The following is an 18,403-nucleotide window of genomic DNA, read 5'->3' as shown; positions in this document are numbered from 1 at the left end:
CCACCACCCCGGCCCCAGAAACAAGAAAAGTCCGGGGTTAGACCCACCTGTAGGTGCCTTACCACCGACACATGGGACTAACCCCGGACCCTCGCCCCGGGCGTCCTGGCCCTAAGCCTCGAACTTCAAACCGGTCAAACGCTCATAAGCCTCAACATAACGGGCCCGGGTCTTCTCAACCACCTCAGCAGGCAACTCAGGAACCGGCCCGGTGCCGTCCCACCCTGACTCCTCGCTCTTGAGCCAGTCACGCACATACTGCTTATCAAAGGACGCCTGCGCCCGGCCCGGCTCATAATCCTCAGCATCCCAGAAACGGGAAGAATCCGGGGTCAAGACCTCATCGCCCAGGGTAATCTCCCCCCGGTAGGAATCAGTACCGAACTCAATCTTGGTATCAGCCAGAATAATGCCGCGCTCGCGGGCAATCTTCTCAGCGGTCTCATAGACGTAGAGGGTCAGCTCCTGCAACCGGTCTGCAATAGGCTCGCCGACCTCTTCATCCAGCTGGGCCCGGGTAATGGGCTCATCGTGCTCGCCCACCTCAGCCTTACCTGTGGGGGTGAAGAGGGCCGGTTCTAGACGGGAGCCGTCCACCAGGCCAGCAGGGAGCTCATGCTCATTGACCCTGCCGGTCTTCCGATAGTCAGCCAGGCCTGAGCCGGTCAGGTAGCCGCGCACAATGCACTCCACCGGGAACATGTTCAAAGACTTGCAGATCATGGCCCGGCCAGCGACAACTTCAGGCACATCGGTTGAGAGCACATGGTTGGGAACACCCTTGAGCTGCTCAAACCACCAGAGGGACATCTGGGTCAGGATCTTACCCTTGTCAGGAATCTCCGTGGGGAGCACCTGGTCAAAAGCGCTAATGCGGTCGGTTGCTACCACCATGACAGAGCCTGCCCGCAACTCTGCATCGTCATTGACGCAGAAGCCGGTGACGTCCTGGGTATCTTCTTCGGGAATGTAAAGGTCACGGACCTTGCCGGAATACACGTGCTTCCAGCCGGGAATTTCAACGGGAGTATGTTTCAAAGGGGGTCTCCTGTGTGGAAGATATGGGAAAGGTGACTTGGGTGTCATGAGAAAAGTGACTGCCCCCTGCTGGGGTGCAGGTGGCAGTCACTGAAAGCTATTGTTGGGTGGGGATAAGGATGCGGTTGTCGGCAGCAGCCAAAGCGATGTCAGAGCGGTTCTGGGCGCCGGGCCAAGAAATCTTAGCTACACCCTCATACGCTGCCGCGCGGGCGTCCACCAGGGTCTCACCCAGCGCAACGACGGCGAGGACACGGCCACCAGCGGTGACGATTTCGCCGTCCTTCTCGGCAGTACCGGCATGGTCAACGTGGACGTTTTCCAGGGCGTTGGCCTGCTCCAGGCCGGTGATGACGTCGCCCTTGCGGGGGGTGTCGGGGTAGTTTTCAGCGGCCATGACCACGTCAACGGCGGTGCGGGGATCCCAGTCGAGGGCCAGGTCGGCAGGCAGTTCCCCCTTGGCTGCGGCCATGAGGACGCCACCGAGCGGGGTGCGTAGGCGGGCCAGTACCGCCTGGGTTTCGGGGTCGCCAAAGCGGGCGTTGAATTCGATGACGCGGATCCCGCGGGAGGTCGCGGCCAGGCCACAGTAGAGGACGCCGACGAAGGGGGTGCCACGGCGGGCCATTTCGTCGATGGTGGGCTGGGCGACGCGGTCAATGACTTCCTCAACGAAGCCCTCGGGCAGCCAGGGTAGGGGGGTGTAAGCACCCATACCGCCGGTGTTGGGGCCCTCGTCGTTGTCGAAGATGCGCTTGAAGTCCTGGGCGGGGGAGAGGGGGACGCAGTTAGTGCCGTCAGAGAGCACGAAGAGGGACACCTCGGGGCCGTCCAGGAATTCCTCGATTACAACGGTGCCACCGGCTGCGAAGCAGGATTCGGCGTGGGCCAGGGCCGCCTCGTAGTCATCGGTGACAACAACGCCCTTACCCGCGGCTAGACCGTCATCCTTTACGACGTAGGGAGCGCCAAAGGTTGCCAGGGCAGTTTCGGCTTCCTCCCGGTTGGTGGCGACGCGGGCCAGGGCAGTCGGTACGTTCGCGGCAGCCATGACTTCCTTGGCGAAGGCCTTGGAGCCTTCAAGCAGGGCAGCAGGCTTGGAGGGGCCAAAGACCGGGAAGCCAGCATCACGGAGGGTATCAGAAACACCAGCGACGAGGGGAGCCTCAGGGCCAATCACCACCAGGTCAGCGGCAAGCTCCTGGGCCAGGGCCAGGGCAGCTTCCGGGTTGTTGGCGTCAATAGCGTGGGTAGGGACGTCCTGCGCGATGCCTGCGTTACCGGGTGCAGAATGAACCTCTGTAACAGCAGAATCCTTCAGGAGAGCTCGAATAATTGCGTGTTCACGACCGCCGGGGCCCAGTACCAAAACCTTCATTCTCTTAGGTTACTTGGAAGGTCACGATTTGATGAAGATTTCTGGGCCTTGGAGCGTCATATAGGTCAAGATTTCATGGTGTGAGCGAAAACCCGCCTCGTTCGCCTGCCAGGGGGCAGACGGACGGGGCGGGTGGAGGTGGTTTACCCTGCTCAAGGACGAGGTGGGTTATGCCTTGGGCTTGGGCTTGGGCTGCTTGAGGGCTGAGGTTGACTCCACCGCAACAGCCCGGAGGGGGTTCTGCTGGGGTGCGGTTGCCGGGTCTGTTGAAACCACCAGGGCCTTGGGGTCGTCCTCGGTGGCCTGAATACGGTTGCGCTGCTGGACCAAGGCCGGGTCGAAAGCGGACGCTGCCGCCTCATCAACCCCGGCGAAGGTCTGCGGAGCAGCTACCGGCGAGACCTGCTGGGGAGCATGCTCAGAAACCTCAGAAGCCGCAGGAACAGAAGCCGCAGGAGCAGAAACTGCAGGGCTAGAAGCCTCAGCGGCACTCGGTGCAGAGATATCAGGAGTAGCAGGCGCTACCACCGGATTGGACTGGGTCCAGGGGGCAACCTTTTGCCCCTGCCCGTCCTGCCCTTGCCCGTCCTGCCCTTGCCCGGCAGAAGCCGGGGCGAGGCCGTCCTCACCTGGTACCGAGTACCGAGCCTCCAAGCCGGTGCCCTCAACGTCCAAATCAGGAATCAGCCGGTCCAGGACGCGGGGGAACCACCAGGCCTTCTCACCCAGCAACTCCATCAGCGCCGGAATCAAGGTCATACGCACCACGAAAGCATCAAAAAGCACACCGGCAGCCAGGGCAAAACCAATAGAAGCGATCATAGGATCACCTGAGAAAACAAAGCCCATGAAGACGCCAGCCATAATCAAAGCCGCCGCGACAACAACCTTGGAATTATGGTTGAAACCGATCCTTACCGACGGACGCGCCCCACGGCCATGGGCATACGATTCCCGCATGCCAGAGACCAGGAAAACCTGGTAATCCATAGCCAGCCCAAACAGAATACCCACCGCCAGAATCGGCAGGAAGGCCAAGAGGGGCCCAGGCGTCGTGATATTGAACAGGTTAGATGCCCAACCCCACTGGTAAATCGCAGTCGTGGCACCAAGCGCCGCAAGCAAGGAGAAAAGGAAACCGACAGTCGCCGTCACCGGCACCAGGATCGACCGGAACACCAGCACCAAAACCACCAGGGACAGACCCATGACGATAGCAACATACAAGGGCAGAACATCGTAGAGATTCTGGGCAATATCAACGGCCATGGCGGTCATACCAGTCACAGCCAGGTCAGCCTCACCGTTCTCAACCGCAACCGAGGTGCCACGCAACTGATGCACCAAATCAACAGTTGACTGGGCGTTGGGACCCTCCGCAGGAACAACCTGGAAGAGCAGAGTAGAAGAGTCCTCCGAGATCATCGCAGGCACAGCCGCCTCAACGTTCTCAACACCCAACAGGTTCTGGCCAATAGTCACCTGGGCGGCAACCGCCTGCTCGGCAGTCGTGCCCTCAGGCAGCTCAGCAGCAACAACCAAGGTGCCATTACGGCCCTCACCAAACTCCTCCGTAATGAGCTGGTAGGCCTGGTAGGCCGCAGAATCAGGACGCTGGGACTCGGCACCGGGCAGACCCAACCGCATATCAGCAACAGGGTAGGCCACAATACCCAGAGCCAGCACCGACGCCACAATCGTCAGGACGGGCTTCTTCAAAATCAGGGCCAGCCAGCCACCCGCCTTCTCCTCACGCAGACGGGCAGCCGCAGCGGCTTCGTCCAGCTCAGCCTGCGACGCCACCGCGCGAGCAGCATTGCGCTCCTGAACCTGAGCCCACCGCTTCTTGCTCATCACCCGAGAACCGATCAAAGACAAAATCGCCGGGGCCAAGGTCAGGGCAACAGCCACCGCCATAAACACCGAGAAAGCCGCCGCATTACCCATCACGCCCAGGAAAGGAATACCCACAATATTCAGGGCCAGCAGGGCAATCATCACGGTAATCCCAGCGAAAGCAACCGCCGAACCGGACGTCCCCACCGCCATCGCAATAGAGTGCTGCAGGGGCATACCCGAGGCCAGATTATTGCGGTGCCGATTCAAAATAAAGAGAGTGTAATCAATGCCAACAGCCAAACCCAGCATGGTGCCCAAAGCCAGGGTAGTGGAGGTCATCTCAACCACACCCGACAGGGCCAAGGTGCCCAGCGCAGCCGCACCAACACCCACCAGGGCCATCAGAATCGGCAAGCCAGCAGCCACCAGGGACCCCAACATCATCACCAGAATAATGAAGGCAACCACAATGCCAATAGCCTCAGCAGTGGCGTTCATATGCGGCGTCTGAACCTCCATCCCCTGGTTAAAACTCAGGACGAGGCCCCGGTCAGCAAGCGGGGCAAAGGCCGCACGAGTATCGGCCAGGGTCTGCTCAGACACCGACCCAACATTCTCAGTGAAAGTCACCGTCACAATAGCCGCCGTCTCATCAGCAGACACCATCGACGCACCACTTGAAAGATCAAGCAGAGCCCGATTCTGATCGATAGTCGCCTGGCCCGCAGCAGCCTGGGCGAGGCCGTCCTGAAGGGCAGTGCGCTGCTCATTCACCTGGGCCTGGGCAGCCTCAAGCTCAGCCCACATCTCCTCAGTCGGCTGGAAATTCTCCAACCCAGCACGCTGCTCATCAAGCTGACGCTGGCCGTCCTCAAGCTGCGCCTGGGCAGCATTAAGCTGTCCCTGGGCGGTATCGAACTGGGCCTGGGCAGCCTCAAGTTCCGCCTGGGAAGCTTCAAGCTCCTCAAAAGCCTCCGGAGGAGCCTCCTGCCCCTCCAACTGGGCGCGTTGCTCCTCCAACTGACGGAACTGATCCTCCAACTGGGTACGCTGCTCCTCCAACTGGGTACGCTGCTCATTGAGCTGGTTGCGCTGCTCGTCCAGCGTACGCTGGGCCTCATTGAACCGGTCCCAGGCCTCCTGCGGAGCCTCACCACGCTCAAAACGGGCCCGAGTCTCATCAATCTTCGCCTGCGCCTCATTCAGCTGAGCCTCACCGTCACGAGCCGGAGCCACCTGGGCATCCAACTCAGCCTGTCCAGCATCAAGCTGGGCCCGGCCGTCCGCAAGCTGCGCCACAACCGCAAACGGATCCATCGTGCTTTCAACACCCGAAACCCCATCAACCACAGCCAAAGCCGCCGCCAAGGCGTCCTTCTGCTCCTGGGTAAAAGGCTGATCATCAGACGTCTGCAAGATCACCGAACCAGTCGCCGCATTCGCGTTGAGACCGAACGTATCCTGCAGCTGCTCCTGCACCTGCTGGGCCTCCGTACCCGGAATCGTAATCTGGTCAGTCAAAGTACCCTTAAAAGCCGCATACGAGCCGCCGATACCAGCCAGCAGAAGCACCCACACGAGCACAACAGCCCAGGCCTTTCGCGCCGCCAGTAGCCCTAGTTTGTAGAGAAAATTAGCCATAATGAGTTTTCTTGAGGTTCCGTTCAGGGTTTATTTCTGTGAAAAATGAGGGCGACCGGCACTGACGCGGTCCATGGCCCAGATGAGGTAGGGGGTGATGCGAGTTGTATCCGTGATCGCCTCAAAATCTCCACCAGGAGACAGCTCCTTCATGGCCCTGTCCAGGCCAAAAGCAATGGAATGACACAGGGAGTTTACATAAATCGCCAGCTCGTACTGCTGCTCGGAGGTGAGATCATGGGCCGCGAGGAGTTCCTCGATGCTCTCCCTCGCCGCCCTACTCAACATCTGGGAGGTGTAGGCGTGGAGGGCGTCCTCATCCCGTTCAACCATAGCCAGAGCCAACCGGACTGCCCTGACCAGGGCCTCATGGCCGTTCAAACTACTCACCCGGTCGCGGCACCGTTGCTCAAGGAGGCGGGGGAGGACGTCCACTGAGGCCCTATCGGCCAGGGGGGCACCCTCGGGGAGGAGTAGGCAACCGTCAATGAGTTTCAGCTTGGTGGCGTGTTCGTTGAGTCGGGCAAGAAGGACGTCCTCAAGGCTCGGAAAATGATTGAAAATCGTGCGCTCAGAAACCCCTGCCTGCTCCACCAGGGCCTTGGTGGTGAGGGCTCTGGGGCCCTGGGTGAGCACAATGTGTTCGGCCGCGTCGAGGATCGCCGTCCGGGTAGCGACCTTCCGGAGGTGTCGCCGATCGGGGGCAAGGGGTACTGTCATGTAACTACAGTAACCGCAAAATTGCAGTTTCTGCAAAAAGGTGGGTGGAAGGTCTCAGGTGCTGATCTTCTGCCGGTGTCTGTACTTAGTCCCACAGGTAGGTGCTTAGGTACCTACTTGTGGGACTAAGTACCTACTCACAGCGCTTATGCGGCGGGGCGCACTCCATGGCTCAGCAACACCCGTCGAATTGTTTCAGGGCTGTGCATGAGCTCAGACCAGGTAGCGCGGACGACCGTCCAACCCTCATTGCGCAGTTCCCGCTCCCGCAGGACGTCCTTGTGAACCCGGTCATCCCCTGAACCAAACCTGCCCGTGTACTTAAAGCGACCATCAACCTCTAAAATCAACCGCAGGTGAGGCCATGCAAAATCGGGGCGGTAGAGGGCACCTGACCGGGTGCGAACCTCCCACTGTTGCACAGGACGTTCGAGCCCCCACTCACCGATACGTAGCAGGGCAAGTGACTCCAAAATCGATTCGCAGTGCAAACTCATGACGGGAAGGATCCGTCGGGCAGACCGCACGCCCTTACCCCGCACTTGGGACAGGGCTTCGGTAGTTTCTGCCCACGTCACCAGATTTTTATTCAACATATGGTTGGTAATGGCTAGCGCCTGTAAAAAAGAACTCGATGCCAGGCAGTCGATAATGACGTGAAGCGGGGAGGCCACAAGCACCCCGTCAATGAGCCGGGCCTGCTCAACGACCTGCGGTCTGTTTCTATGAAAGAGGATCCGCTGGTGTGACACGTTATAAGTTTTTGCCACCGACACATGGACCTTAGTGGGCAGTTTCAGCAAGGGAGCTCCCCACATGAGTGCTGCTGATTCATGGCTGATGACGCGATTTTCGCCAGAGAGGGCTATGGCATGAATCCGGGTGAGAGCGTGGTCGGTCTCGTCAAAATCTCGGGCCAGCTCAGGGCGCAGGTAGATGCCTCGGCATACCCGGGTGAGGTGGCCGGTTTGGAGGCGTCGGCTGATTGTGCTTTTGCTGAAGCCCTCAAGCTCCAGCTGCTGGGTGGTTTTCAGGGCAGAAAGAACTTTGCTACTCATGGCAAAACAATGGCTCAGAATTGCCGTCGGCACAAGTGAGAGGCATATTTTGTGGATAACCTCTGCAACACCTAGGTCATATTCTGAAGCCTGTGGAAAACCTGACCACCGGGCGATTTCGTGAGTGTCTGTACTTAGTCCCACGGGTAGGTGAATAGACACCTACCCGTGGGACTAAGCACCTACCCGTAGGGGGCGGACTTGGTTAGCCCTGGCCGTCCCGAACCTTCTGATGGTACTCGTCGTGGGTGGCCCCAATCTCTGACAGGGCGTAGAACCAGCGGATATGGTGAGCGACGGCCTGCTGGGCCTCCTCAGCCTGACCTGCGGCTACGGCATTGTAAATCGCCAAATGCTGTTTTTGGAGCTCACGTTTAGTCGCTGCCCAATCATCGAGGTAGGGCACGGCCTCCTGCACATAGCCCACGGTGGCCAGATGCAGGGAGTCAATGACGGTGTCCATGACGATGTTCCCGCCCAGGGATGAAATCTCGTAGTGGAAGCGGGTGTCGCAGAAATGGAAGCGGTCGTTCGGGATCTCGGGGGAGCTCATCTCGTCCAGGTAAGACCGGGCGGTTGCCAGGGCCTTGGTTCTACGGACGGACGGCGGCGCGGCGGCGGCCCGGGCGGCGGCTTCACCCTCAAGAAGGATGCGGGTGTTGACAATGTCCTCCACCGGGAGGGTGCGGGTGGCAATGTGCATGCGGAGGGCCCACCCGAGGGCGTCCGAGGGCTCGGAGACGACGACGGCGCCGGCCTTTGGCCCTGAACCAACCCCGGAGCGGATGAGGCCGACGGCTGAGAGGATCCGAAGTGCCTCGCGTACAGAAGCCCGGGAGATGCCGAAGTTCTCTGCGAGGGTGCGTTCGCCGGGGAGGCGGTCGCCAACTCGCAGTTGCCCGTGGCGGAGCTGGTTCTCAATCGAGGAGAGCAGGGGGGAGTAGGTGGGCTCTTTTTCTTTCACGCGCTGACCTTTGGGAAGTAAAAGGGTGGGGAGGGAAAAGATGAGTGATTCCGGGTAAAGATTATAGAAAGGGGCGGTACATAACCAAGGTGTTACGTACCGCCCCTCAACTGGTTTATACCTGAATTAGGTATGTGGCTTAGTGGCCGGCCAGGTAGGGCTCAACCAGCAGGCCGGAGAGTACGGTTGCCTGCAGGAGGACCAGGACACAGATAGCCAGCAGCAGGACGAAGGACCAGCCAACGACTGACTTCATGAGGACAGACTCCTTGCCCTCCATGTTCACTGCGGTTGCAGCGATGGCCAGGGACTGGGGTGAGATCATCTTGCCCACAACACCACCGGTGGTGTTAGCAGCCAGCATGAGTTCGGGGTGGGCACCGGTCATGCCACCTTCCTGCAGGTGCTCAGCTGCGGTGACCTGCAGCTTGGAGAAGAGGGCGTTTGCTGAGGTGTCGGAGCCGGTGACGGCGGTGCCGACCCAGCCGAGGACGGGTGCCAGGAAGGCGTAGGCTACGCCGAGGGAGGCGACGTATTCACCGATGGCAACGGTCTGGCCGGAGTAGTTCATGACGAAGGCTAGGGCCAGAACCAGGGCGATGGTGACTGCGGACCAGCGCATCTTGAAGGCTACGGCGCCGATTTCCTTGATGGCGTCGCCCATGGAGATCTTGTACTTGCCGTTTTCGTTGAAGATGCCGTAGAGGACAGCTACCAGCAGACCTGAGATGAGCAGGTAGGTGCCGGGGTTGCCGAGCCAGGCCCAGGAGTAGGCGGAGTTGACGGGGTCGCCGGAGGCGGTCAGCAGGCGGTCGCTGAGCAGGGGCATTTCGAACTTGATGGCGGTGGACTTGAGCCACTTGACCAGCGGGTCGTAGAGGTTGGCGACACCGAAGATGATGACAACAACCAGGTAGGGCATGAGGGCCATCCAGATGCGGCGGCCGGGCAGGTGCTCGATTTCGAGGGGTGCGGTGATGCCGTAGCGTTCGCGGACGCCTTCAACGCCGCGGGGCTTGACGAAGCGGAGGAAGACAACGGCTGCTGCGATGGAGACGATGCAGGCTACGACGTCGGTGAGCTGGTAGACGAAGTAGGTTGCGGCCCACCACTGGGCGACACCGAAGGAGGCGCCGATGACGGCTGCGTGCATCCAGGCGTCCTTGAGGCCCTTTACGCCGTCCAGGATCCAGAGGAGGATGAAGGGGACGAAGAAGGCGACGAAGGGGGCCTGGTGGCCGACGAGGGCTGCGATGACGGTGGCGTCCTTGCCGCCAACTTCACCGGCGGTGGTGATGGGGATGGCCACGGCGCCGAAGGCCACGGGGGCGGTGTTGGCGATGAGGACGGTGGTGGCTGCCTTGAGGGGCTTGACGCCCAGGGCCAGGATCATGGTTGCGGTAATAGCGACGGGGGCGCCGAAGCCTGCGAGGGCTTCGAGGAGGCCGCCGAAGCAGAAGGCGATCAGGATGGCCTGGATGCGGAGGTCGCCGCCGCCGATGAGGTCGAAGGTGCGGCGGAGGTCTTCAAAGCGGCCGGAGAGTACGGTGACCTGGTAGAACCAGATGGCCATGAGGATAACCCAGACGATGGGGAAGAGGCCGTAGATGCCGCCGCGGAAGGCTGACATGCCTGCCAGGTCCCAGGGCATACCGAAGCCGAAGATGGCGACGAGCAGGGCGACGAGCAGGGAGACGAGGCCAGAGACGTGGGCTCGGGCCTTGACGCCGAGCAGCATGACGAAGAAGGCGATCAGGGGCAGGGTTGAGACGAGTGCGCTCAGTGCCAGAGATCCACCGACTGCGTCGGTTACAGCGGTGTAAGTGTTTTCCACTGTGTTCTCCTTTGGGTGAATGATGGGATGGCTGACCGGTTCTGCTGTGAATTGGTGAGCCAACAAAATTGAGGTCCAACCTTCTGTGGTCAGACCATTGTTTTTCGAGAGATACATTACAGGACGCTCATCACAGACAACAAGCTGGAGCCAGGTTTTGAGGTGATTTTTTTTCTGGACGTGGGGGAGGTTGGTTTCTTGGGTATTTTGGGCTGGTTTTGTGTGTGTCTTTGCGTGTTTATGTTGGTTTTCGTGGGGCTGTGGGCGTGGGGCCGGACGGAGGGGCAAAAGGGCTGTCTTTGAAGGTTTAGCTATTGGGTCCTGCGTGGTCTGACCATAGAAACCATTTGCTCAGGAAAATATGCGCTATTTAAAGTGCTATAAATGCAAAGCAATCGTGTTAAATGAAGGGTGAAGAGATACATCTAACCAGGCACCCCACTTGCACTGATGAGCCGATCCCACCGGCCCCGCGTCCTGAAACCCAAGGCAACGGCGCTGCGGCCCCGCAGAACCCAAGCAGGAGCCCCACGGAAGAAGGTAAAGATATGCGTGTTGCACTGTTCTCAACGTGCATTGTCGACGCAATGTACCCCAAGGTTGCTGAAGCAACCGTGACCATTCTGGAGCGCCTCGGCCACGAGGTTGTCTTCCCCCAGGGGCAGACCTGCTGCTCCCAGATGCACGTCAACTCCGGCTACTTTGACGACGCCTACCCGATCGTCAAGAACCACGTTGACGCATTCAGCGAATGGGACTTCGACGCCATCGTCGCCCCCTCCGGCTCCTGCATTGCCTCCCTCGGCCACCAGCAGCCCATGATCGCTGAACGCGCAGGCGATGCCGCTACCGCTCAGGCAGCAGCCTCCCTGGCAGCCCGCTCCTTCGAACTGGCCCAGTTCCTGATCGACGTCTGCGGCATTACCAACGCCGCAGAACAGCTGGGCTCCTACTTCCCCGAGAAGGTCACCTACCACTCCTCCTGCCACGGCATGCGCCTGCTGGGCCTGGGCACCCGCCAGGAAGACCTGATCCGCACCGTAGGCGGCCTGGAATACACCCAGATTGACGGTCTGGACCAGTGCTGTGGCTTCGGCGGCACCTTCTCCTTCAAGAACGCAGATACCTCCGGCGCTATGGTCGCCGACAAGGTAGAAAACATTGAAGCAACCGGCGCGTCCGTCTGCACCGGCGGCGACTCATCCTGCCTCATGAACATTGGCGGTGCCCTCTCCCGCAAGGACTCCCCGGTTCAGACCGTCCACTTCGCAGAGATCCTCGCATCCACCAAGGAAAACCCGCTCAAGGTCAGCGGTCCCGTAGCTGTTACCGCAGGAGGTAAGTAAGACATGTCAACCACCGCACTCGGCATGCCCAAGGTCCGCCACGGCGTCGGCAACATCTTCGAATTTGAGCCCTTCCCCGAATACGCTGAACGCGAGCTCCAGAACGAGCAGCTCCGCGCCAACCTGGGCTTTGCCACCCACAAGATTCGCACCAAGCGAGCCAACGTCACCAGCGAGCTGCCAGACTGGCAGGACCTCCGTACCGCAGGTTCCATGATCAAGCAGAAGGTCATGGCCAACCTGGACACCTACCTGGAAGAGTTCGAAAAGAACTTCACCGCCCGCGGCGGCCACGTCCACTGGGCCCGCGACGCCCACGAGGCCAACGAAATCGCCCTCAAGCTGATCAAGGCTGAAGGCGTCACCGAGGTCAACAAGATTAAGTCCATGGCTACCGCCGAAACCGGCCTCAACGAGTTCCTCGAAGAGCACGGTATCCACGCCATCGAGACTGACCTGGCAGAAGAAATCGTCCAGCTGGGCGACAATGACCGCCCCTCCCACATCCTGGTGCCCGCGATCCACCGCAACCGCACCGAGATTCGCGACATCTTCCTCAAGAAGATTGAGGGCGTCAACCCCAACCTGACCGACGACCCGGCTGAGCTGGCCGAAGCCTCCCGCTTCCGCCTGCGCGAGAAGTTCCTGACCAACAAGGTCGCCATCTCCGGCGTCAACTTCGGTATCGCCGAAACCGGCACCATGACCATCGTTGAGTCTGAGGGTAACGGCCGTATGTGCCTGACCCTGCCCGACACCCTGATTACCTTCATGGGTATCGAGAAGCTCCTGCCCACCTTCCAGGACCTTGAGGTCTTCACCCAGCTGCTGCCCCGTTCATCCACCGGTGAGCGCATGAACCCCTACACCTCCATGTGGACCGGTGTCACCCCTGGCGACGGCCCCCAGAACCTGCATGTCATCCTCATGGATAACGGCCGCACCGCTGCCCTGGCCGACCAGGTTGGCCGCCAGGCCCTGCACTGCATCCGTTGCTCAGCCTGCATGAACGTCTGCCCTGTCTACGAACGCGCAGGTGGCCACGCTTACGGCTCCACCTACCCCGGCCCCATCGGATCCATCCTCTCCCCCCAGCTGGGCGGTATTGAGAACCAGTTCAACGCCACCCTGCCCTACGCCTCCTCCCTCTGCGGTGCCTGCTACGAGGCCTGCCCCGTCAAGATCAACATCCCCGACGTGCTGGTTCACCTGCGCGGCAAGGCCGTTGACCACGAGAAAGCCCAGGGTGAATTCGCTGGCGGCAAGAAGGACCGTCACATCCAGATGGACGCCATGATGTTCGGCGCTAAGAAGCTCTTCAGCTCCGGCAAGCTCATGGCCCTGGCCACCAAGGGCCTGCCTGCCTCTAAGCTGATCACCGGCAAGAAGGGCAAGATCACCAAGCTTCCCGGTATCGTCGGCGGCTGGACCGAGTACCGTGACATCCCCGAGCCCCCCAAGACCTCCTTCCGTAACCAGTGGAAGAAGGAACGCGGCGACGCCCCCAAGCGCGTCGGCGGTGAGCGGGTTGACCTGCAGGCCCTCATTGCCGCCAACCAGGCCAAGATCGCTGAAGCCCACGCCAACGCTGAAACTGCTAACCCCATTGCCCCCAAGGAGGCTAACTAATGTCTGATGCCAAAGCAGAAATCCTCGGCCGCATCCGCGCCTCCCTCTGGGACAACCCCCAGCCTGCTGAGCCGATCCGCAACTACCGCCGCGAGAGCGACAAGAACCTCGAAGAAATCATCGAGATGCTGGTTGACCGCCTGATCGACTACAAGGCCAACGTCTACCACGAGACGGCAGACACCATTGCAGATCGCGTCGGCGAGCTGCTGGGCAAGTCCTCCCGCTACGTGGTTCCCACCGGTCTGAACCCTGCCTGGCTGCCCGAGGATACCGCCTCCCGCTCCCGCGTCGTCGATTCCGGCAACGCCAACAAGCCTGGCGCTCTTTCCGTGCGTGAGCTGGACGCCATCGACGCTGTGGTGACCTCCTCAACCGTCTCCTGCGCTGAAACCGGCACTATCGCCCTGAACAGCTCCGACGAAGAGGGCCGCCGCGCCATCACCCTGGTGCCTGACCACCACATCTGCGTGGTTCCCGTGGACACCATTGTTGAGCTGATCCCTGAAACCGTCTCCCGCCTGGACTACACCAAGCCGGTGACCTGGATTTCTGGTCCTTCAGCAACCTCAGATATCGAGCTGATCCGCGTTGAGGGCGTCCACGGCCCCCGTACCCTGGACGTCATTATCCTCAAGTAGGCTCTAGCCCGCTGTTGATGCACCGAACTCCGCCTGCTTTTCTCCGTCAGAGGGGGAAGGCAGGCGGAGTTTTGCTGTTAGGCTAGGGCAGGTAGGAATTGGCTCGTTCGCTGGAGGACAGCATGCGTTTAGCTCAGAGTTCTGACCGGGTTGTTGGTGTTGACCTGGCCCGTTGGGTGGCCCTGGTGGCCATGTTTGTGGCGCATACGGCCCCGTCCGCCGGGCCAGCTAATCTTCTGGCCTATGCTGATTTTCTGGCGGCCCCCCTCTTCGCGGTTTTGCTGGGGGCAGCGGCCCGGTTTTCGTCGTCGACGATGAGTTTCCCGGCCCTGTTTGCAAGTTCTGTTGTTCGGGGAATCGCCCTGGTGGCATTGGGGCTGTATCTGGGTACCTGGGGTGCCCAGGTTGATATTGTGCTTCAGTATTTGGGCGTGCTGGCTATTGTGATTGCCCCGCTTGTTTTTTTGCCGGCCTGGGCCTTGGGGCTTATCGGTGCGGCCGCCTGGTGGGTGGCTCCGCTGGCGTCCACCTATTTTGTTCAGGACGCAGCCGCGGCGGCGTCCGCTGGCTGGTGGAGGTCCTACGCCTATGACTGGCTGGTGACGGGCCAGCACTACCAGGTGCTGACCCTGCTGGTCTACGCCTGCGTGGGTGCTCTTCTGGCTTCTGGGCTGGAACGCTGGGGAGCCGCTGGGGACGCTGCTGTTGCGGTTGCTGCTACAGGTGCGCTTGCTGCTGTGTTCTGGTACCTTCCCTCAGCTGGGCTGACCCTCGTGCCCTATTCTGTGTCCCGTATTGAGATTGCTGTCAGCCTCCTGCTGGCGACGGCTTCGGTGGGCTGGTGCTGCCTGCTGGCCCGGGCTGTGGGGGCCAAGGAGCAGCTGGTCGCCCCCGTCCTGTATGCAGGGCGCATGACTCTCACCCTCTACGTCCTGCAGATTGCTGCGCTGGCTGCCTATAGCGCCTATGCTCCCGGGTATGGCTGGCCCGCCTCGGATGACTCCTGGTATATGCTGGCAGGTCTGGTTGTCGGGGCTTCCCTTTTTGCCCTGGTGTGGCGGCATTTCCTGGGGGCGACGGCCCTCTACCGGGGCCCGCTTGAAACGATTTTGGCCCTGCTGACCGGCAGGGGCTAACAACGAATCTAGGAGCCCCATGAAACAAGGAACCACCTGGCTGCGGGTATTGATAGCAGCTGTTTTGACCCTGACCTGGCTGGCTGTGGCGGGTATCGGCGGGCCCTACTTTGGAAAAATCTCCGAGGTCTCAACCAACTCCCAGACTGACTTTCTGCCAGCCTCTGCTGAATCCACCCAGGTGGTAGAGCAGCAGGGTGACTTCCTGGGCACCGACGCGGTGCCCGCAATTCTTGTCTTTGAAGCTAACGGTTCCCTCACCGATGCCCACCGCACCTACCTAGAGGGTCTCACCGGCCAGCTGGCGGCGTCCGGCACTTTCACCGGTGAAAGCTCTCCCGTCATTTACTCAGAGGACGGCCGGGCAGCGGAGCTCATTCTGCCCATCTCCACCGACCAGGAGACCCGAACCGTTGTCGATAACATCCGCGCCGAGATAACCCAGGCCCCCGACGGCCTCACCGGCTACGTAACCGGCCCGGCTGGCTTCTCGGCCGACCTGGTTGAGGCATTTGGCGGTATCGACGGCATCCTGCTGGCAGTTGCCCTGATTGTGGTCTTCGTGATTCTGCTGGTGGTCTACCGCTCGCCCCTGCTGCCCATTATCGTGCTGACCAGTTCGATGGTTGCCCTCTCTGGCGCTATCTTCGTTATCTGGCACATGGCGAATGCCGGCTGGGTCATGATCAACGGCCAGGTGCAGGGAATCCTGCTGATTCTAGTGGTTGGTGCTGCAACCGACTACTCCCTGCTCTATGTAGCCCGCTACCGTGAGGCCCTCACCCAGTACGTTTCGCGCTGGGAGGCAACCCGGGTTGCCTGGCGCGGCTCCCTTGAGCCGATTCTGGCTTCCGGCGGTACGGTGATTGCGGGCCTGCTGTGTCTGCTGCTCTCTGAGCTGTCGTCGAACAAGGCCCTGGGGCCCGTGGCAGCTACCGGCATCGTGCTGTCTATGCTGGCCTCGCTGACCTTCCTGCCCGCCGTCCTGGCCCTGCTGGGCAGGGTTGCCTTCTGGCCTGCCCGTCCCCGCTATTCCGCTGAGGTTAAGGACGCCTCAGCCGGCTTCTGGGCAAAAATTGCGGCTTTCGTGTCGGGCAAGCCCCGCACAGTCTGGCTGGTCACGGCTCTGGCGCTGGCTATCTTCGCAGGCTTTTCTGCGACTTTCCAGGCTGACGGGGTGCGCCAGTCTGACCTGGTGCTGGGGCAGTCCCAGGCACGGGACGGCCAGAATGTGCTGGCTGAACACTTCCCCGGTGGCTCAGGCTCCCCGGCAAATGTAATTGTGCCTGCTGCCGAGCAAGATACCGCAGTGGCTGCCCTCGACGGGCTAGATGGAGTAAGCTCTATTGCCGCGGTTGCCCAGGAGTCACCCGCTGGCACCGTGCCGGTGGGCGCTTCAGCTGAGTCAGTTCCGCCGGTTTTTGCCGGTATTGCCCCCACTGAAGTTGAGGGGCGCGTCATGCTCCAGGTGACTCTGGCTGACCCCGCCGACTCACCGCAGGCAGAAGAGACTGTGCGCCAGATGCGCGAGAGCCTTGCCAGCGCCGCTCCCGGCTCGCTGGTTGGCGGGACGACCGCGTCCGCCCTCGATACCATCGATAGTGCCCAGCGCGACCGCGCCCTCATCATCCCGGTGGTGCTTGTTGTTATCACCCTGATTCTGATGGTTCTGCTGCGCTCGATTCTGGCCCCGCTGATGCTGGTGGCTGCCACGGTGCTGTCGTACCTCACTGCCCTGGGCGTTTCGGCCCTGGTCTTTAACCACGTGTTCAACTTCCCCGGTGCCGACCCCACTGTACCTCTCTACGGTTTCGTATTCCTGGTCGCTCTGGGGATCGACTACACCATCTTCCTGATGACCCGCGTGCGGGAAGAAGCTCTACATCAGGGGACCGAACAGGGCCTACGAACGGCGCTGGTGGCAACCGGCGGGGTCATCACGTCCGCAGGAATCGTGCTTGCGGCAACCTTCGCTGCCCTGGGCGTCATCCCGCTCATCTTCCTGGCCCAGCTCGCCTTCATCGTCGCTTTTGGCGTACTGCTCGACGCCACCGTAGTGCGAGCCCTGCTGATACCCGCCCTCGTGGAAGATACCGGCAAGAAAATCTGGTGGCCCTCGAAGCTCTCCCGCTGAATCTAGCTCGCTGAGCCGAACTGCTGAAACCCATGCAAAAGGGCCTCCCTGTGTGCCAGGGAGGCCCCAATTTTTTTTGAGTTCAGGTGATTAGTCGGCCAGGAACTTCAGGTAGTCAGCGACGAACTGATCGACGTTCTTCTGCTGCTCTTCGTCCAGTTCTAGCTTGCCGGTGCCCCAGGCCTCGCCGGGGATGCGGACGCCCAGGCCCTCGCCCTCCATCAGGTTGGCACGAACGTAGGGAACCAGGTGACGCAGGTGCTCGCGCACGAACTTGCCGTAGGTGGAGTTGGCCACCGAGGCGATACCGACCTTCTTGCCGTTGAGAACGGTGGGGGTGTCCTTATCCCCGGCAACGACGGCGCGGGAGGCCCAGTCGATGAGGTTCTTGAGGCGGGCAGGGTAGGAGCCGTTGTATTCGGGGGAGACGATGATGAGGCCGGACGCAGCCCCGATGTCGGCGCGGAGCTTTTCGACGGAGGCCGGGGTGGGGAACTCGCTGTTCTGGCTGAGCAGGGGGATATCGGAGTAGTCGTAGACTTCTGCAGGCTGGCCTGCTGCGGTTAGGGCAGTGGCCAGCTGCTGGGCGAGCTGGGTGTTGAAGGAGCCGACGCGGTCGGAGCCTGAGATGATGAGTACCTGGGATGCCATGATTTTCCTTTCAGTTCTGTAACTTTTGTCAATAACTATAACCCCGTAAAACTTTACAGAGCAAGTAAATTTTTCGGTATGTTACGGCCAGGGCCTTCCGCTGGAAAAGCAGATGTGCCGGAAAACTTCATATGTTCCGTTAAAGCCGTTACATATGAAGGTTTCCGGCACACTTGCCCCAGGCGCGGGGCATAGAAAAACCGCCCCCGGCTAGAGCCAGAGGCGGTTTGCTTGGTCGGGATGACAGGATTTGAACCTGCGGCCTCGTCGTCCCGAACGACGCGCGCTACCAAGCTGCGCCACATCCCGATGTGGTGATACCCTGCGGTACCAACAACCTCTCAAGTATAACGTGCAGGGGTGGAGCCTGCCAAATTGCAAGAGAAAGTAAGGC

The 18,403-nt window shown here is 60.8% G+C and carries 13 protein-coding genes and 1 tRNA gene; 5 read left to right on the top strand and 9 right to left on the bottom strand.

Annotated features, from left to right (window positions below):
- Window positions 1-111: 111 nt before the first annotated feature.
- The 7 genes from L7A15_RS08280 to L7A15_RS08250 all read right to left on the bottom strand — a co-directional run bounded on the left by L7A15_RS08280 (window position 112) and on the right by L7A15_RS08250 (window position 10,472).
- Complete coding sequence (locus L7A15_RS08280; protein WP_421083371.1) at window positions 112-1,086, bottom strand: phosphoribosylaminoimidazolesuccinocarboxamide synthase; 975 nt, start codon at window positions 1,084-1,086, stop codon at window positions 112-114.
- A 49-nt stretch (window positions 1,087-1,135) separates the two neighbouring features.
- The gene (gene purD, locus L7A15_RS08275) at window positions 1,136-2,416 is read right to left on the bottom strand and encodes a phosphoribosylamine--glycine ligase (protein WP_237208720.1); all 1,281 of its coding nucleotides are present in this window, start codon (window positions 2,414-2,416) and stop codon (window positions 1,136-1,138) included.
- A 168-nt stretch (window positions 2,417-2,584) separates the two neighbouring features.
- A complete protein-coding gene (locus L7A15_RS08270; RefSeq protein WP_237208721.1) occupies window positions 2,585-5,896 on the bottom strand; it encodes an MMPL family transporter in 3,312 nt (1,103 codons plus the stop codon).
- Window positions 5,897-5,926: 30 nt separating this feature from the next.
- Complete coding sequence (locus L7A15_RS08265; protein WP_237208722.1) at window positions 5,927-6,616, bottom strand: TetR/AcrR family transcriptional regulator; 690 nt, start codon at window positions 6,614-6,616, stop codon at window positions 5,927-5,929.
- Window positions 6,617-6,762: 146 nt separating this feature from the next.
- On the bottom strand, window positions 6,763-7,674 hold the full coding sequence (locus L7A15_RS08260; RefSeq protein ID WP_237208723.1) for a type IV toxin-antitoxin system AbiEi family antitoxin domain-containing protein: 912 nt from the start codon (window positions 7,672-7,674) through the stop codon (window positions 6,763-6,765).
- 205 nt (window positions 7,675-7,879) lie between these two features.
- Window positions 7,880-8,638: a FadR/GntR family transcriptional regulator gene (locus tag L7A15_RS08255; RefSeq protein ID WP_237188306.1), complete on the bottom strand. Its 759-nt coding sequence runs from the start codon at window positions 8,636-8,638 to the stop codon at window positions 7,880-7,882.
- A 139-nt stretch (window positions 8,639-8,777) separates the two neighbouring features.
- On the bottom strand, window positions 8,778-10,472 hold the full coding sequence (locus L7A15_RS08250) for an L-lactate permease (RefSeq protein ID WP_237188308.1): 1,695 nt from the start codon (window positions 10,470-10,472) through the stop codon (window positions 8,778-8,780).
- Between the two features lie 548 nt (window positions 10,473-11,020).
- Here L7A15_RS08250 and L7A15_RS08245 point away from each other — a divergent pair.
- The 5 genes from L7A15_RS08245 (at window position 11,021) to L7A15_RS08225 (ending at window position 17,358) form a co-directional block, all read left to right on the top strand.
- Complete coding sequence (locus L7A15_RS08245; RefSeq protein WP_237188309.1) at window positions 11,021-11,818, top strand: (Fe-S)-binding protein; 798 nt, start codon at window positions 11,021-11,023, stop codon at window positions 11,816-11,818.
- A gap of 3 nt (window positions 11,819-11,821) precedes the next feature.
- Entirely contained in the window at window positions 11,822-13,447 is a 1,626-nt protein-coding gene (locus tag L7A15_RS08240; RefSeq protein ID WP_237208724.1) for a LutB/LldF family L-lactate oxidation iron-sulfur protein, read from the top strand.
- Window positions 13,447-14,088 carry a LutC/YkgG family protein gene (locus L7A15_RS08235; protein ID WP_237188313.1) on the top strand — a complete coding sequence of 214 codons (642 nt, stop codon included), beginning with the start codon at window positions 13,447-13,449 and terminating at the stop codon, window positions 14,086-14,088. The genes L7A15_RS08240 and L7A15_RS08235 overlap by 1 nt, the downstream gene beginning before the upstream one ends.
- Window positions 14,089-14,210: 122 nt before the next feature.
- Window positions 14,211-15,224 carry a hypothetical protein gene (locus L7A15_RS08230; RefSeq protein WP_237208725.1) on the top strand — a complete coding sequence of 338 codons (1,014 nt, stop codon included), beginning with the start codon at window positions 14,211-14,213 and terminating at the stop codon, window positions 15,222-15,224.
- Between the two features lie 19 nt (window positions 15,225-15,243).
- Complete coding sequence (locus tag L7A15_RS08225) at window positions 15,244-17,358, top strand: MMPL family transporter (RefSeq protein ID WP_237208726.1); 2,115 nt, start codon at window positions 15,244-15,246, stop codon at window positions 17,356-17,358.
- A gap of 90 nt (window positions 17,359-17,448) precedes the next feature.
- Here the strand turns inward: L7A15_RS08225 and L7A15_RS08220 are convergent, their stop codons facing one another.
- Both L7A15_RS08220 and L7A15_RS08215 read right to left on the bottom strand, forming a co-directional pair.
- Window positions 17,449-18,009, bottom strand: a complete 561-nt coding sequence (locus L7A15_RS08220) for an NADPH-dependent FMN reductase (protein WP_237208727.1) — start codon at window positions 18,007-18,009, stop codon at window positions 17,449-17,451.
- Window positions 18,010-18,241: 232 nt separating this feature from the next.
- Window positions 18,242-18,318, bottom strand: a tRNA-Pro gene (locus L7A15_RS08215).
- Window positions 18,319-18,403 lie beyond the last annotated feature (85 nt).

Source organism: Rothia nasimurium (assembly GCF_928391935.1).
Classification (GTDB): domain Bacteria; phylum Actinomycetota; class Actinomycetes; order Actinomycetales; family Micrococcaceae; genus Rothia; species Rothia nasimurium_D.
Note: the sequence above shows the minus strand (reverse complement) of the source record. Positions and strands in the feature narration are given on the sequence as shown.